Here is a 15,295-nt window from a genome sequence, read left to right on the forward strand (position 1 = left end):
TCTCGCGGCCACCCGCGTGCGAAGCCTGCGTCACACCTCATTTGCCCGGCTTTGTCCTGAATCAAGCGCGAACTTGCACCGAATCGGCGATAATGGCGGTTTATTGCTTCACGCTTTTGCGGAATTTCGTTGCCATGTCTATCGTCAACATCGCTGCGTACAAGTTCGTCACGCTCGACGACATCGCGACCCTGCGCCCGGCCGTGCTTGAGCGCTGCAACGCGCTCGACCTGAAAGGCACCATCCTGCTCGCGCCGGAAGGCATCAACCTGTTCCTCGCCGGTTCACGCGAGTCGATCGATGCCTTCCTCGCAGGCCTGCGTGCCGACGCCCGGTTTGCCGATCTGGAAGTGAAGGAAAGCCTGTCGGACGATCAGCCGTTCCGCCGGATGCTGGTGCGCCAGAAGAAAGAAATCATCACCATGAAGATGCCGGTCATCAAACCGGCAGACGGACGTGCGCCGGGTGTCGATCCCGCCACGCTCAAGCGCTGGCTCGACGCCGGACAGGACGACGAAGGCCGCCCGGTGGTGATGCTCGACACGCGTAACGACTTCGAAGTGGACGTGGGCACGTTCGACAACGCCGTCGACTACCGTCTCACGAAATTCTCGGAATTCCCTGACGTCATCGCGGCACATCGCGCAGACTTCGAGGGCAAGACCATCGTGTCGTTCTGCACCGGTGGCATTCGCTGCGAGAAGGCCGCCATCTACATGCGCGACATCGGGCTTGAGCACACATATCAGCTCGACGGCGGGATTCTCAAGTACTTCGAAGATGTGGGCGGCGCGCATTATCAGGGCGACTGCTTCGTGTTCGACTACCGCACGGCACTCACGCCAGACCTCGCCCCGTCAACGACCAAGCAGTGCTTCGCCTGCCGCGCCGTGGTGACGGCCGAGGACCAGCGCAGCCCCGATTACATCGAGGGCGAGCAGTGCCCGGCGTGCGTGGGTGACAAGGCAGGTGCCATCGCCGCTGATACCGCTGATACCGCTGACGCCGCTGCGGCTGTCACGGCAACCTCGGCCTGAGACCCCGGGTGGCGCAGGCTTCGGCGCACGACGCCACCTCATCCGCCGCCCCGGCCACCGACGACCCGACGTCGGCGGCCCGTGCAGACGTCGGCGGCTACCGCGGACGCTTCGCCCCCTCCCCGACCGGGCCGCTGCATCGCGGCTCACTCGTCACGGCACTGGCCAGTTGGCTCGACGCCCGCGCGCACGGCGGCGTCTGGATCGTCCGCATGGAAGATCTCGACGAACCGCGCAGCGTGCCCGGTGCGGCTGACAACATTCTCGATACGCTGACGCGTCTCGGCCTGCATTCGGACGAACCGATCGTCTGGCAAAGCCGTCGTCATGCGCTTTACGAGCAGGCGCTCGCGGCCCTTACGGCACGCGGATTCGTCTATCCGTGCGGATGTACCCGTCGCGAAATCGCGGACTCGCTCACGCGCGTGCATGCGCGTCACAGCACACTGGCTTACCCGGGCACCTGCCGCGACGGTCTGCAAGGGAAGACGGCCCGCGCATGGCGCCTTCGGGTGCCGGATGGCGACGCCGCATGCATGCACTTCGAAGACCGCTGGATGGGATCGCAGACGCAGGATCTGGCGACGGAAGTCGGGGATTTCGTGCTCAAGCGCGCCGATGGACAGTGGGCCTACCAGTTGGCGGTCGTCGTCGACGATCAATTGCAGGGCATCACGGACATCGTGCGCGGGGCCGACTTGCTCGACTCGACCGCACGTCAGATCTACCTGCAAGCCTGCCTCGGCGCACCGACGCCTCGCTATCTGCACGTGCCGCTCGTCATGGCCGACGACGGCGAGAAGCTGAGCAAGCAGAACGGTGCCGCACCGCTGTCGCTCGATACACCCGACGCGGTCCTCGCCTCCCTCAAGGACGCAGCCTCGCACCTCGGGCTGCCAGCGGTACTCGCCGACATCTCCCATCGCGCCGACTTCTACGCGGCGGCCACGCGCGCGTGGCAGGCGCAACACGCACGCTGACATCGTCGGCCCACTGTCCTGCCCGGTCCGAATATCGCCGTCTGTCAAGTCCTGAAATAGGTTGACAGTTATTTCAGGTTAAAACGCCCGATGCACCGCATCGGGCGTTTTGTATTTCAGGGCAGCATGTGGCCGCTCGTGGTTGTAGATGTGCACGGATTGCTCGACCATCTTGGCAGCCTGCTCAAGATCAACAGGACGCTGCAAGAGGAACTCGTCTTTAAGGATGCCGTTGACCCGTTCGGCCAGCGCGTTCTGATAACAGTCATAGCCGTCAGTCATCGAGCAGCGCAAGCCGTGGCGTCGGTGGATCTCCTGATAGTAGGTCGAGCAGTATTGGATGCCCCGATCAGAATGATGTATCAGTGGTTGGCGACTTCGGCGTTTGCGCAGCGCTTTTTGGAGCGCCTGACTGACCTGTTCAGTTTGCAGGCTATCGTGAACGTGATGACCGACAATCTTGCGTGAAAACGCGTCCGTGATGAGACTCAAATAGACAAACGAACCGGCCGTCGGTAAGTACGTGATGTCGGCCACCCATACCTGTTCAGGGCCAGTTGGCACGACCTGCTGCGGCCCCGGCTTAAGCAGATTCGGATGGCGCCGGAAGCGATGATGACTTTGCGTTGTCTTGTGGTACGCCCGGTGGGCCACTACGAGCAGACGCGCGCGGCGCAGCATCTCGAACATTCGGTCCCGCCCCAGCTTGATGCCTCGCTCGACCAGCGTTGGTCCGAGTAGATAGTGCAATTTTCGGGTCCCGATTCGGGGCTGACGCAACCGGACATCGCGCACCAGCGCTGTCACGGCCTCGGCCTGTGAGCAGCGACGCACCTCACTTTGGATGCGCTTGTAATATGCCTGGCGGCTGATACCCATGTATCGGCAGGCTCGCTCAACGCTTAGCTTTTCGATCCGCTTTTGCGCAACGACCTGCCCGAAGGCTTTTTTACGGTGATTCCGTAGTCCTTGCGCATCACGTCGAGCACCGCCTCGAATAGCGCAGCCTTTTCCTGCGCTTCTCGCAATTGCGTCTCCAACTCCTTGATGCGCTGCTCCGGCGTGAGCGGCTTTGAATCTTGTTTTGACATGGTGGAACCCGATTGAGCACGCCCGGATGGATCGGCCCAATCCTGCAAGCCGTGCTTGCGTAACCATACCAGTACTGTCGAGCGACCCTGAATTCCGTATCGCCGCTGCGCCTCCCTGTAGGTCAGCTCGCCCTTTTCGACTTGCTCCACCACCGATAGCTTAAAAGCCAGGCTGTAGTCCCGCTGCGTCCGCTTAAACCCTTGCTCCATTTGCCACTCCTTCAATGCATCGAAAAAGTGACAACCTATTTCAGGACGGGTCAGTCCAATGAAAAAAGCCAGCGTGTGTACGCTGGCTTTTTTACGACGGCAAGGTGCCTGAAACTACCGCACCCGGCGCCTGGCCTTGGATTAGCGGTCCTGTGCCTTGCGCGGGAAGCCCGCGAGCAGTGCAGCGACCTGACGCTTAGGGGCCTTCTCCGACGGCGCGCCGAAGGTCGTCGGTGCAGCAGCGTCATGCGATGCACGATGGTCGCGCTGCGACTCACCGGCCGACGGCGACGGCTCGTACGGCTTGTAGAAGAATTCATCTTCCGGACGCACGCGACGCGGCGTGCTGCCACCGCTACGGCCAGCGCGCAGGCCATCGTGACGGCTGTGGCGCTCCCCGCGATCACCACGCTCGCCACGTTCCGCACGCTCACCGCGGTCGCTGCGCTCGTAGCGATCGCCACGGTCGTCACGCGAACGGCTGCGGCGCTCCATCACCAGCTCGCCACGCTTGAGTTCGCGCTTGATCAGCTTCTCGATTTCCACGAGTTGCTTGCGCTCGTCCGGTGCGCACAACGAGAGCGCTTCTCCCGACGCGCCAGCACGCCCCGTACGGCCGATGCGGTGCACGTAGTCTTCCGGGTTGTACGGGAGGTCGTAGTTGATCACGCCCGGCAGATCCGAGATGTCCAGACCGCGTGCCGCGACGTCGGTCGCCACAAGCGCGCGAATCCCGCCCTGCTTGAAGGCTTCGAGCGCCTGCATGCGCTCGTTCTGCGACTTGTCGCCGTGAATGGCGGCCGTCACGATGCCGTCGCGCTCAAGCTGACGCGCCAGACGACTCGCGCCGATCTTGCTGTTCACGAACACGATGACCTGCTTCAGATCGCGCTCGTTAAGAATTTGGACCACAGCCGCGCGCTTGTCGTCTTCATCCACTTCGTAGACGACTTGCTCGACCGTATCGGCCGTCGCATTGCGACGCGCCACTTCGATCGTGACCGGGTTCGTGAGGTAGCTCGATGCGAGCCGCTTGATGTCGTTCGAGAACGTGGCCGAGAAGAGCAGCGTCTGGCGCTGCTTCGGCAGCAAATTCAGAATGCGCTGGAGATCCGGCAAGAAGCCCATGTCGAGCATGCGGTCGGCTTCGTCGAGCACCAGCATCTTCACCTGGCTCAGGTTCACCGTTTTCTGTTCGACGTGATCGAGCAGACGGCCCGGCGTGGCGATGAGAATTTCGACGCCGCGGCGCAGCGCGTCCTTCTGCGGATTCATGTCGACGCCGCCAAACACCACGGTGTTACGCAATGCCGTGTGACAGGCGTACGAACGCACGTTGTCGGCCACCTGATCGGCGAGTTCGCGCGTCGGCGTGAGGATCAGCGCACGCACCGGGTGACGGGCGGGCGATGCGCTCGTGTTGGCATCGGGCAGCAGACGCTGGATGATCGGCAGCGAGAAGCTGGCGGTCTTGCCGGTCCCCGTTTGTGCGGCACCCATGACGTCGCGACCGGACAGCACGACCGGAATGGCCTGTGCCTGAATCGGGGTCGGTTGGGTGTAGCCCTGCTCGGCGATGGCCCGCAAGATGTCCGCATGCAGCCCAAAGCTATCGAAGCCGGGGGTCGGAACAGCATTTACATCAGCCATGATGAAGGGACATCTCTTTTAAAAAAACGGGGGCCGCCACGCGGAAGGGTTTCCGCATCAAAGCTCACTCGCGAAGATTCAAGGGGCGCTGCGCGCCATGCTCAAGGCTGGCGCGAGAGGGGTCTGTCATGTAACAGATGCGTCGGGCGCCGCCGGACCGGGGTGGTCGTCAAGAAGCGAAACAGACGCAATTCTAGCACTTGCGCACGACCAACGTGTGACAACGGCCCTTGACGGGCCGTGTCTATCGGACAACGCGTCAGGTTACGCGCTGGCGAATGCGTCGAAGGACGGGCAGTTTGGGCGCCTTGGGCGTTCAGCGGCCCGCGCCCGCATTGGCGCCGCTGCTCTCCGCCTTGCCCGGCTTGGCACCAGGCGCGGCCTTACCGGCCACGGCCTTCGCAGCCTGAGCGGCGCGTTGACGATTGGCATAACGTGTCGCCAGCACGGCGCACACCATCAGTTGCATCTGATGGAACAGCATGAGCGGCAGGACAATCGCGCCGAGCGGGCCGGTCGCAAACAGTACCTTGGCCATCGGAATGCCGCTCGCGAGGCTCTTTTTCGAGCCGCAGAAGACGATGGTGATCTCGTCTTCGCGCGAAAATCCGAGCCAGCGTGCCGAATACGTCGTGATTGCGAGCATGATCGCCAGAATGACTGCACAGCAGCCCAGCAGGCCCAGCAGCGCCAGCGGAGGAATCTGATGCCACAGCCCCGTGTTCACGGCTTCGCTGAACGCGGTATAGACAACCAGCAGAATCGAGCCCTGATCCACGATTTTGAGCAGCCCACGGTTGCGCTCCACCCATTTACCAATGGCCTTGCGCGACAACTGCCCGGCAATGAACGGCACGAGCAGTTGCAACATGATGTTGCCGATGGAGTCGAACGGCGACGCGCCGCTGTTGCCATCGTGATGGATCACGACCAGGCCGACCAGCAGCGGCGTAATGAAGATGCCGAACAAGCTGGACGCCGATGCGCTGCACACCGCGGCGGGCACATTACCGCGCGCCATCGACGTGAAGGCGATGGCCGACTGGACGGTGGCGGGCAGCGTGCACAGGAAGAGGATGCCCAGATACAGCTCGGGGGTGACCATCCACGACAGCACCGGCTTGAGCGCCACGCCAACGATCGGGAAGATAGCGAACGTGCTGGCGAACACCAGCAGATGCAAACGCCAGTGGGTCGCACCGGCGAGCACCGCTTCGCGCGACAGCTTCGCGCCGTGCAGGAAGAACAATGCGGCAATCGCCACGTTGGTCAGCAGGTTGAAGGCGACTTCGCCCTCGCCGTGCGCAGGTAGGAAACTGGCCAGCGCTACGGTAGCCACCAGCATCAACGTGAAATTGTCGGGAAGGAAACGCGGTCTGGCCATCGTTGCTCTTGAATACTCTCTCGGATACGTCTGAAATGACAAAGCCCGTTCCGCCAGAACACGGGACGCGATGGCATTGAGGGGCCATCAGCGATGGTCGACTGTCGATCCTGGGAGGCCCAGGCGTCAAAAAGTGACTGGAAGTGTGCGCTCGCGCTACGGGTTTTTACGTATTAGAGCGCAAGGGTAGTTAAAATACAAATTCATTTAAAAATTTTATTCATACCAAAGACGCATGAATATCTCGCTGCGCCAGCTCAAAGTATTCCTCGCAGTGGCCGAGCACGGCAGTTTCAGCCGCGCGGGCGAGGATATCGGCCTGACTCAGCCCGCCGTGAGCCGCTGCATCCGGGAATTGGAGCAAGAACTCGGGCTCAAGCTGGTGGACCGCACCACGCGGGAGGTCACGCTGACCGAAGTGGGCGCTAGCCTCTCCGCCACCCTCGCCCGGGTGCTCGACGAACTGGAGAGCGCCCTGCGCGACACGCACGGGTTGGCGGAAGAGCGTCGCGGCCGCGTGCGCGTGGCCAGCGCGCCGACCATTTCCGCGAATCTCATGCCCGAGTGCATCTCGGCGTGCGCCGCCCGCTATCCCGACATCACGCTGATGCTGCGCGATCAGGTTCAGACGCTCGCGACGGACAGTGTGCGGCACGGTGAAGTGGATTTTGGCGTGATCGTCGCCTCGGAAGGCACGGACGATCTGGTGGGCGAACCCATCATGGTCGAGCCGTTCCTCGTGGTGTGCGACCGCTCACATCGCTTTGCGAAGCAGGCAGAGGTGACGTGGAAGGAGCTTAACGGCGAGAAGCTGGTGTTGCTCGACTACGCGTCCGGTAGCCGACCGCTGATCGACCGCGCATTGGCCGAGCACGGCGCGTACTGTCAGGTAGCACAGGAAGTCGGGCACGCGATCACCGTCTTCCGGATGGTCGAAGCGGGTATCGGCATCAGCATCATGCCTGCGCTGGCGCTGCCCGCCATGCCCGGACTGGCGGTGAACGGCGCGGAAGCGGACAGCCGCCTCGTGGCCCTGCCGCTCACGCCGCAGATCGACCGGACCATCATGCTGGTGCGCCGCAAGAACCGGACGCTCTCCCCCGCCGCACAATCCGTCTGGGAACTGATCCAGCAGATCACGGCCAATACGCCGCACTCGCTTGCGTCAGGCACGCCCCGTAAGTGACGCGTCGGGCGACCCTCCCTGACATGATGGGAATAGCCAACGGATACCGGAATTTTGCGCACCGTTGAGCGAAATTCAGCAAAAAACCACCTGATCGGGATGGATCTCGACACATCAAAGTAAGTGAGCGCCTGCTACAATGCCGGTGCGTCGACTCCCCCCAAGTGCGTGACTGTGCCATCGGGCGTCTGCCCCGCCATCGTGCCTCGACGACATGCCCGCGCCCTGCGGGCATTGTGTTTCCGGTACGGCGTCATGGACTTGTTCATCAAATACTTCAGCCCGCTGTGGCTCTTCCACGCGGCAGCCGATCTGTCTTTCTGGCAGCGGCATCAACTCGACGCGCGTATGCAGATCGTGAGTCGCTTCATGTGGCGCTACGTCATGCGCTGGTGTGTCGTCAGCGCCATGCTGCTCGTGCCCGCCGCGGTGATGGCACATGGACTTGCGGCCACGGGACTCGCGCTGGCTGGCGGCGTCTCGGCGAGTGTGACGGTGCTCATGGCAGCGCTGACGCTGGGCTGCCTTATCGGGTCGCGCTTGCGCTGAGGCGGGTCGCACTTGCGCTGAGGCGGGTCACACTTTCGCTAAGGCATGCCCCGCCTGCGCTAAAGCGTCATCCGCGTCGACTATGATGGAACGGCTCGCCTCGCGCGGCCGACGGTCCGCGACGCCGGCATCTTTCGACCCCAAAGGAGAATTCCATGGCCAACGCCAAGATCCTGGTGGTGTTCTATAGCATGTACGGACACATCTACAAGATGGCCGAAGCGGTCGCCGAAGGCGCGCGCAGCGTCGCCAGCGCCGACGTCACTGTGATGCAGGTCCCTGAACTCGTCCCCGACGACGTGCTGGAAAAAAGTGGCGCAAAGGCCGCACGCGCCGCCTTCGCCAGCGTGCCCGTCGCGCGCGTCGACCAGTTGCCCGAATACGACGCGATCATCTTCGGCACGCCGACGCGCTTCGGTAACATGACCGCGCAGATGCGCAACTTCCTCGATCAGACCGGCGGCCTCTGGGCCAAAGGTGCGCTTGCCGGTAAAGTCGGCAGCGTGTTCGCAAGCACCGCGACACAGCACGGCGGGCAGGAAACGACCATCACCAGCTTCCACACCACGCTGCTCCACCACGGCATGATCATCGTCGGCGTGCCGTACACCGAGCCTGCGCTCACCAACATGAAAGAGATCACCGGCGGCTCGCCCTACGGTGCCACGACACTCGCTGCCGCCGACGGCTCACGTCAGCCGAGCGAGAACGAGTTGACGATTGCAAGGACGCAAGGCCGTCACGTCGCGGAAATCGCCGCGGCGCTCAAACACGGGCGCGCTCTGTAAAGCGCGTCGGTAAATCACCCGCAACGCGTGCGACACGACGTCATTCGACGTTCGCGTCGCACGGCGCCAGACTCAGATCAACTTCAGGTTCTTCAGCACCTCACGCACGATACGCGCGCGCTTCGGTCCGTCGGCGTCACCGTTCATATCGATGTTCAGCGCAATCATCGTCAGATTGCCGTCACGCTCGAGCCAGCCCACCCACCAGCCGATATCCGGCTTCTTGTCGACAAACCAGCCCGTCTTGCCGTGCAGAACATAGTCCATGTTCGCTTCGACGATGGAAATCTGCCGGACGATGTCCTGCGAACGGGCCGAGAACGGCAACGTGCCACGCGCCAGACGTTGCAGAAAATCGACCTGCTCACGCGCCGAGATCTGCAAACTGTCATCCACCCAATAGGTGTCGTTCACGCGACCGATGGTCCGGTTACCGTACCCGACGGCGTCGAGCTTCGCCTGCGCATACGCGCGCGGAATCTTGTGCGAAACGACTTGGTAGCACGGGTAGCAAGACACACGAAACGCGTCGCGCAGATTCAACTCCGCATTCCACGCCTTCATCCGGCGTGGTTTGCCGTCCCACGGAATCGTCTCGCGCTCGTTGTCCAGCGCGCCCGATTCCAGCGCCAGCAGACTGTTGAATATCTTGTATGTCGACGCCGGTGACATACGCCGCTCGGCGCGCGCCGAATCATATGCCTGATACGTCTGTGTCTTGCCGTCGAGCACAACGACCGTGCCCTTCACGTTTTCCGCCGCGAAGAACTTGCCCCAGTCGGCGCGCTCGGTCAGGTGGACGGGGGCTGCCACGGAAGGTGCTCCCGCTGCTGACGCCCGCGACAATTCCAGCGCGTGTGCTGGCGAAGGCAGCACACCATACGCGACGACCGACGACGCCAGGCGCAGCATGACGGCCACGCGGCGCCAGCGAGAGAGAATTCGTTTCATTTCGTTATCCTTATTTTCAAGAAGCTTGTGGGTGACATAGCGATGACACACCGAGGGTGGCAGCGACATCGAAACCGTCGTCGCTGCCGATACGCGTCGCGCTGGCCAGGCACTGCATTTTCGAAATGCGTTTGCAGCTTAGTGCGCGTTTCGACAGCTGCAAAGCAAAGCTACCGTAACCGACGTAACCGCCGTATCATCGGCTCGCCCCTTCCATGAACACGTGGAACGTGTGCACGCCGTTCGCGACGCAATGCGCGTCGCCGGTCCCTGCCATGCTTGCTGCCCGAGTTACTCAGTCAACATGAACGACACCACCGAACCGTCGCTCGCTCCCGCACTCGTCGTGCGACTCGACGCGCCGCAGAAAATCGACGGTCAGCCGGTGCGATACCAAAGCCTGTGGTTGCTGATGCGCGTCTATTACGCCGCGCATTTCGAGGCGTCGCCGGTGACGCTTGCGTCGCTCAAGATCCGCTTCGGTCAGGCGGGCCTCGGGGGCGATCTGCGCATGCTCATCAGCCGCGCGTTTTCTGACTTTGCGCGATGGGGCGTCGCAGTCGGCTGGGGCGATGACCGGCACGCCGATGTGCGTCTGCTCCCGACGCGCGGACGTGGCAAGGGCCCCTTCTGGCTCGCAGCGCACGAGATGTCGCGTATCGAAGTCGCCATCGGCGACACGACACCCGCCGATCCGCGCCGCGCGATCGCTGCGTTTCTCGGTTTGCCGCAGGACAGCACGCCGGACGCTCAGTCACCCGCACTCGATTACGTCATGCAGGACATTGCGTTCTGGCATCACCTGACGCTCGGCAAGCGCGACATGCAGGACGGCGTGTTCTTCTCGCCGTCACCGCCTGCGACGCCAAGCGAAGCCAGACGCCAGCGCACGGGCGCGATCCCGTCGTTCCACGCGGCGCAGGTGTGTGCCGTGGACGACGTACAGCGTGGCATTGCGCTGCTCGCCGAGACCATCGTGTGGCGTCGCATGGGAGACGCCGCGCGCACGAAACAGACCTTGGCCACACTCGCGGCCACCTTCGGCGCGAGCCAGCCCGGCTCGCCGACGTTACGTGCCATGCACTGGATCGTGCAGGCATGGCAGGCCTACGCATTGCGTGATGAGCCGGGCGCGTTCGCGCATCTGCAACGCATCAGCGACGACGCGTCGCTCGCCCCGTGTCTCGTCTACAACCCGCGCATTCGCTTCGAGAGCCGCAATCTCCAGGCGCTGCTGCACAAGTCGCACGCCGCGCGCAATGGTCCGATGCCTGCCCGTGCGCAATCCGCCGCCGACGCGCTGGCCGCCTTCTCGGACGCCCTGCAAGCCGCGTTCGAAGCCGACTCCATCGAGCTGGCTCAGCACGTGGCCGCCAACATCGGCCTGTCGCTCTGGCTGTTCTGGCAAGGGGCGCTGATCGATCCGGGCAGAAGGCTTGCAGCGGCCGAAGTCCAGCGTCAGGCATTGCGGTGGATCGGCTTATCGGAGTGGATTTGCGACCGCTTCGGTGTGGGCGGGAATTCCGTCTGGAATACGGTGTTCCTGCTGCGCATTGCACGAGGCGCTGTCCCGGTGCGACGCGATCCCGATCTGGAGACGCTGCGCGCGAGCACGCCCCTCGCAGTCGATGCCTTTCTCGACGCCGTCCAGCCATTCGGCGCGCCCTTCTCGCGCGCCAAAGGTTTCCTGCGCTGGACCGACGTTGTGGCTACAACGCTCGCCGACCACGAGGAGGGACGCGTACGTTTCGAGCCATTGCAGCTCGCCAATCTGTGGTTCGAAATGCTGTGGTTCGCGCTGCATCAGGACGGCGACTCGCCGCAGGCATTCCACGCCGCGCAATCGCTCGGTCGTGTACTGCCGATGCTGCCGCCGCCCGACCGGCGCTTTTTCCGCGATGCACTACGCCTGATGCCGCGCGACTTTCAACGCGAGGTGCGGGTCGCGCAGGACGGTTGAAGCGCCCGTCGGCATGTCGCACCGCACCATTTTCAGTTCACGTTTTTCGGGACACATCGTGCTTGTTTTGCCCGGCGTGTCGGTGTATCGTTGCCGCAAAGCTAAGCGCAGGGGTCCTGCAACGTGAGTTGTGGGTGAGAAATACCCTTAGAACCTGATCTGGATAATGCCAGCGCAGGGAGCGTAGAAATTCCTCGCCCCCGTTCATGCTCCTGAGCCGCTTTGCGCCGAAATTGTCGGCGTCAACACGTGCCCCGCCAGGAGACATTGCATGAACGCCAATCCGAAGTTCCTCTCAGCCAACGCGCGCGTGGACGAAGCTGCGATCGCACCGCTGCCCAATTCCCGCAAGATCTACGTCGAAGGCTCGCGCCCGGACATTCAGGTCCCGATGCGCGAAATCTCGCAAGCCGACACGCCCACGAGCTTCGGCGGCGAGAAGAATCCGCCGATCTACGTCTACGACTGCTCGGGCCCGTACACCGATCCGAACGCGACCATCGACATCCGCTCCGGCCTGCCAGCGCTGCGCGCGAAGTGGATCGAAGAGCGCGGCGACACCGAAGCGCTGCCGGGCCTGAGCTCCGCCTACGGCCTTGAGCGCGCTAACGACAGCGCCACCGCTGACCTGCGCTTCCCGGGCCTGCATCGCACCCCGCGCCGCGCCAAGGCCGGCAAGAACGTGACGCAGATGCACTACGCGCGTCAGGGCATCATCACGCCCGAGATGGAATACATCGCGATTCGTGAAAACCTGCGCCGTCAGGAATACATCGAAAGCGTGCGCGCCGCCGGTCCGCAGGGCGAGCGCCTGGCGAAGCTGCTCACGCGTCAGCACCCGGGCCAGCATTTCGGCGCCAGCATTCCCGCCGAAATCACGCCGGAATTCGTGCGCGAAGAGATCGCGCGCGGGCGCGCCATCATCCCGAACAACATCAACCACCCGGAATCCGAGCCGATGATCATCGGCCGCAACTTCCTCGTGAAGATCAACGCGAACATCGGCAACTCGGCCGTGACGTCGTCGATCGGCGAGGAAGTGGACAAGATGACGTGGGCGATCCGCTGGGGCGGCGACACGGTCATGGATCTGTCGACCGGCAAGCACATTCACGAAACGCGCGAATGGATTCTGCGTAACAGCCCGGTGCCGATCGGCACGGTGCCGATCTATCAGGCGCTCGAAAAGGTCAACGGCAAGGCCGAAGACCTGACGTGGGAAATGTTCCGCGACACGCTCATCGAGCAAGCCGAGCAAGGCGTCGACTACTTCACGATCCACGCTGGCGTGCGTCTCGCGTATGTGCCGATGACGGCCAACCGCATGACGGGTATCGTCAGCCGCGGCGGCTCGATCATGGCCAAGTGGTGCCTCGCACACCACAAGGAAAGCTTCCTGTACACGCACTTCGAAGAGATCTGCGAAATCATGAAGGCCTATGACGTCGCGTTCTCGCTGGGCGACGGTCTGCGTCCCGGCTCGATCTACGACGCCAACGACGAAGCGCAACTCTCCGAACTCAAGACGCTGGGCGAACTCACGCAAATCGCGTGGAAGCACGACGTGCAGGTCATGATCGAAGGCCCGGGCCACGTGCCGATGCAGCTCATCAAGGAGAACATGGATCTCCAGCTCGAGTACTGCGACGAAGCCCCGTTCTACACGCTCGGACCGCTGACCACGGACATCGCCCCGGGTTACGACCACATCACGTCGGGTATCGGCGCGGCCACCATCGGCTGGTACGGCACGGCCATGCTGTGCTACGTCACGCCGAAGGAACACCTTGGCTTGCCGAACAAGGACGACGTCAAGGAAGGCATCATCACGTACAAGCTCGCAGCCCACGCGGCCGACCTCGCCAAGGGTCACCCGGGTTCGCAGATTCGTGACAATGCGCTGTCGAAGGCACGCTTCGAATTCCGCTGGGAAGACCAGTTCAACCTCGGTCTCGACCCGGACAAGGCGCGTGAATTCCACGACGAGACGCTGCCGAAGGATTCCGCCAAGGTCGCTCACTTCTGCTCGATGTGCGGACCGCACTTCTGCTCGATGAAGATCACGCAGGACGTGCGCGATTACGCCGCCAAGCAAGGACTTACCGACGAAGCTGCCCTCAAGCAAGGGATGGAGGTCAAGGCGGTCGAGTTCGTGAAGAGCGGCGCCGAAATCTATCGTCGCACCTGATTAGCCCGTGAGCGACGGTGGCATCGACGCCGCTGTCGCGTGCGGCAAATCATCGTCTAGCAAGCAGAACGCGCCCGGGTAATACCGGGCGCGTTTTTTATTGCGATGGCGTTGCCGACTGCTCTTGCCCCAGTCAGGCGGACGATATCGCTGACAGGTTTGACACCGTCGTTATACGACGGAAGGCGACTCGCTGGTAACGGCGGCCGGCACCGTGGGCACGCCACGCTGCGTGAGGTAGTTGCGCAGCCGCTCTGTCGCGATGTGCTTGGCGACCGAAGACATCGACGTTGCCAGCGCGGTGAATGCCTCCGTGTTCGTCGCAGGCATGGCTGCGGCGTCCATCACTTCGGTGTGGCGCATCTCCCAGTGACGCTCCCCCAGTTGTTCGACGCCTAGAGCGAGCTTCGCCCACTCGTCCGTGCCCAACCCGATGGACTCGGGCAGATCGCCGCGCACAATCGCCTGATGCATCGGCAGACCGGCAGCAAACCCCACACGAAGCATCCACTCGGTGCTTTCGCTCGCGGGCATGGGCCGCGTGCCGGCTTGCAGGCGCGCGTTCAGCTTGCCGATGAATTTGTCCGGCGTCTCGCGCACCAGACATGCCGTCGACCACTCCTTCTTGCCTGCCAGTGCGGGCTTGCCAGTCCATCGACGCGCCGTGTCCGCCACCGTCTTCGTCACGTCGGCACGCGTCGGCTCGAACGGCACCGTACCGTTGCGACCGTCCGTGCCGAGCAATGAACCGTTGACGATGTCGCGACAGACTTGCGCGCGTTCGCTGCGTCCGTCCGGCATGACGACCGGGTGATTGCGCCCGTCAAGCGATGCGGCACGGGTGCTGACCTGATGCGAACTGGCACAGACGTGCAACGTGGCCACCGCCGCGAGCGGGAGGACCGGTTGCGCGACACGTGGTGCGAGAAGGGACGCCAGGGATTCGCCGGTCATGGGTGCCTCAAGGACATCCACACTGTCGACATCCTCGAGCCCCCCTGAAGATGTCTCGCCCGACCGGTTTTCTTGCGACGAAACGCTCGCGAAATCGGCTTCGAACTGAAGACGACCCATCTCGCGAGCCGCGTAACTCGACGATTGCGCAACGGCGGTCGCCTGCAACGCATGCGGGGTCCCGGGATGGTCCAGGCGAGCGCTTCGTATATTTTCGATGCCCGTAAGTGGCATATCCACGACGTTATTGATTCCGCCGGGATGAAGTGTGACGGGCATCGGGGCAAGGCCGCCCATGACGGGGGCGTGATTCGCGAACTGCATACCGAAAGTCATCGATAAGTCCTCAAATAGGGGAAGGGAGAAG

The 15,295-nt window shown here is 63.0% G+C and carries 12 protein-coding genes and 1 riboswitch; of the genes, 7 read left to right on the plus strand and 5 right to left on the minus strand.

From position 1 onward, the window contains the following. The first annotated feature begins 134 nt into the window (after positions 1-134). The gene (locus tag NTU39_RS20635) at positions 135-1,037 is read left to right on the plus strand and encodes a sulfurtransferase (RefSeq protein WP_257958445.1); all 903 of its coding nucleotides are present in this window, start codon (positions 135-137) and stop codon (positions 1,035-1,037) included. A gap of 134 nt (positions 1,038-1,171) precedes the next feature. Continuing rightward, positions 1,172-2,017, plus strand: a complete 846-nt coding sequence (gene gluQRS / locus NTU39_RS20640) for a tRNA glutamyl-Q(34) synthetase GluQRS (protein ID WP_257960118.1) — start codon at positions 1,172-1,174, stop codon at positions 2,015-2,017. A gap of 78 nt (positions 2,018-2,095) precedes the next feature. Here the strand turns inward: gluQRS and NTU39_RS20645 are convergent. From NTU39_RS20645 to NTU39_RS20655, 3 genes are all read right to left on the minus strand, one after another. After that, a protein-coding gene (locus tag NTU39_RS20645) for an IS3 family transposase (RefSeq protein ID WP_257958446.1) occupies positions 2,096-3,318 on the minus strand; the annotation gives its coding sequence in 2 pieces (ribosomal slippage) (positions 2,096-2,950 and positions 2,953-3,318; 1,221 coding nt in all). A 141-nt stretch (positions 3,319-3,459) separates the two neighbouring features. Then, positions 3,460-4,968 carry a DEAD/DEAH box helicase gene (locus NTU39_RS20650; RefSeq protein ID WP_150664300.1) on the minus strand — a complete coding sequence of 503 codons (1,509 nt, stop codon included), beginning with the start codon at positions 4,966-4,968 and terminating at the stop codon, positions 3,460-3,462. 316 nt (positions 4,969-5,284) lie between these two features. Next, positions 5,285-6,352 (minus strand): bile acid:sodium symporter family protein, encoded by a 1,068-nt coding sequence (locus tag NTU39_RS20655; RefSeq protein ID WP_257958447.1) that lies wholly within the window; start codon positions 6,350-6,352, stop codon positions 5,285-5,287. 235 nt (positions 6,353-6,587) lie between these two features. Here NTU39_RS20655 and NTU39_RS20660 point away from each other — a divergent pair, with 235 nt between their 5' ends. From NTU39_RS20660 to wrbA, 3 genes are all read left to right on the plus strand, one after another. After that, positions 6,588-7,538, plus strand: coding sequence for a LysR family transcriptional regulator (locus tag NTU39_RS20660; RefSeq protein ID WP_150664302.1), 951 nt, complete (start codon positions 6,588-6,590; stop codon positions 7,536-7,538). Positions 7,539-7,793: 255 nt separating this feature from the next. Then, positions 7,794-8,087: a hypothetical protein gene (locus NTU39_RS20665; protein WP_150664303.1), complete on the plus strand. Its 294-nt coding sequence runs from the start codon at positions 7,794-7,796 to the stop codon at positions 8,085-8,087. Between the two features lie 155 nt (positions 8,088-8,242). Then, positions 8,243-8,875, plus strand: coding sequence for an NAD(P)H:quinone oxidoreductase (wrbA, locus tag NTU39_RS20670; protein ID WP_039400726.1), 633 nt, complete (start codon positions 8,243-8,245; stop codon positions 8,873-8,875). 72 nt (positions 8,876-8,947) lie between these two features. Here the strand turns inward: wrbA and NTU39_RS20675 are convergent, their stop codons facing one another. Next, complete coding sequence (locus tag NTU39_RS20675; protein WP_150664304.1) at positions 8,948-9,826, minus strand: OXA-62 family carbapenem-hydrolyzing class D beta-lactamase OXA-1149; 879 nt, start codon at positions 9,824-9,826, stop codon at positions 8,948-8,950. A 304-nt stretch (positions 9,827-10,130) separates the two neighbouring features. Here NTU39_RS20675 and NTU39_RS20680 point away from each other — a divergent pair, with 304 nt between their 5' ends. Continuing rightward, on the plus strand, positions 10,131-11,786 hold the full coding sequence (locus tag NTU39_RS20680; RefSeq protein WP_257958449.1) for a hypothetical protein: 1,656 nt from the start codon (positions 10,131-10,133) through the stop codon (positions 11,784-11,786). 99 nt (positions 11,787-11,885) lie between these two features. Beyond that, positions 11,886-11,984, plus strand: a riboswitch (TPP riboswitch). Positions 11,985-12,057: 73 nt separating this feature from the next. Beyond that, positions 12,058-13,974, plus strand: coding sequence for a phosphomethylpyrimidine synthase ThiC (thiC, locus tag NTU39_RS20685; RefSeq protein ID WP_039400731.1), 1,917 nt, complete (start codon positions 12,058-12,060; stop codon positions 13,972-13,974). Between the two features lie 171 nt (positions 13,975-14,145). Here the strand turns inward: thiC and NTU39_RS20690 are convergent, their stop codons facing one another. After that, entirely contained in the window at positions 14,146-15,264 is a 1,119-nt protein-coding gene (locus NTU39_RS20690; RefSeq protein WP_257958450.1) for a hypothetical protein, read from the minus strand. Between the last annotated feature and the right edge of the window lie 31 nt (positions 15,265-15,295).

The sequence above is a fragment of the Pandoraea commovens genome, assembly GCF_024704525.1.
Taxonomy (GTDB): Bacteria; Pseudomonadota; Gammaproteobacteria; order Burkholderiales; family Burkholderiaceae; genus Pandoraea; species Pandoraea commovens.

Excerpts from the sequence above, each read along its gene's own strand:
- NTU39_RS20635 (WP_257958445.1), top strand. The coding sequence starts at position 135 with ATGTCTATCGTCAACATCGCTGCGTACAAGTTCGTCACGCTCGACGAC.
- NTU39_RS20650 (WP_150664300.1), bottom strand. The coding sequence starts at position 4,968 with ATGGCTGATGTAAATGCTGTTCCGACCCCCGGCTTCGATAGCTTTGGG.
- NTU39_RS20655 (WP_257958447.1), bottom strand. The coding sequence starts at position 6,352 with ATGGCCAGACCGCGTTTCCTTCCCGACAATTTCACGTTGATGCTGGTG.
- NTU39_RS20660 (WP_150664302.1), top strand. The coding sequence starts at position 6,588 with ATGAATATCTCGCTGCGCCAGCTCAAAGTATTCCTCGCAGTGGCCGAG.
- NTU39_RS20665 (WP_150664303.1), top strand. The coding sequence starts at position 7,794 with ATGGACTTGTTCATCAAATACTTCAGCCCGCTGTGGCTCTTCCACGCG.
- wrbA (WP_039400726.1), top strand. The coding sequence starts at position 8,243 with ATGGCCAACGCCAAGATCCTGGTGGTGTTCTATAGCATGTACGGACAC.
- NTU39_RS20675 (WP_150664304.1), bottom strand. The coding sequence starts at position 9,826 with ATGAAACGAATTCTCTCTCGCTGGCGCCGCGTGGCCGTCATGCTGCGC.
- NTU39_RS20680 (WP_257958449.1), top strand. The coding sequence starts at position 10,131 with ATGAACGACACCACCGAACCGTCGCTCGCTCCCGCACTCGTCGTGCGA.
- thiC (WP_039400731.1), top strand. The coding sequence starts at position 12,058 with ATGAACGCCAATCCGAAGTTCCTCTCAGCCAACGCGCGCGTGGACGAA.
- NTU39_RS20690 (WP_257958450.1), bottom strand. The coding sequence starts at position 15,264 with ATGACTTTCGGTATGCAGTTCGCGAATCACGCCCCCGTCATGGGCGGC.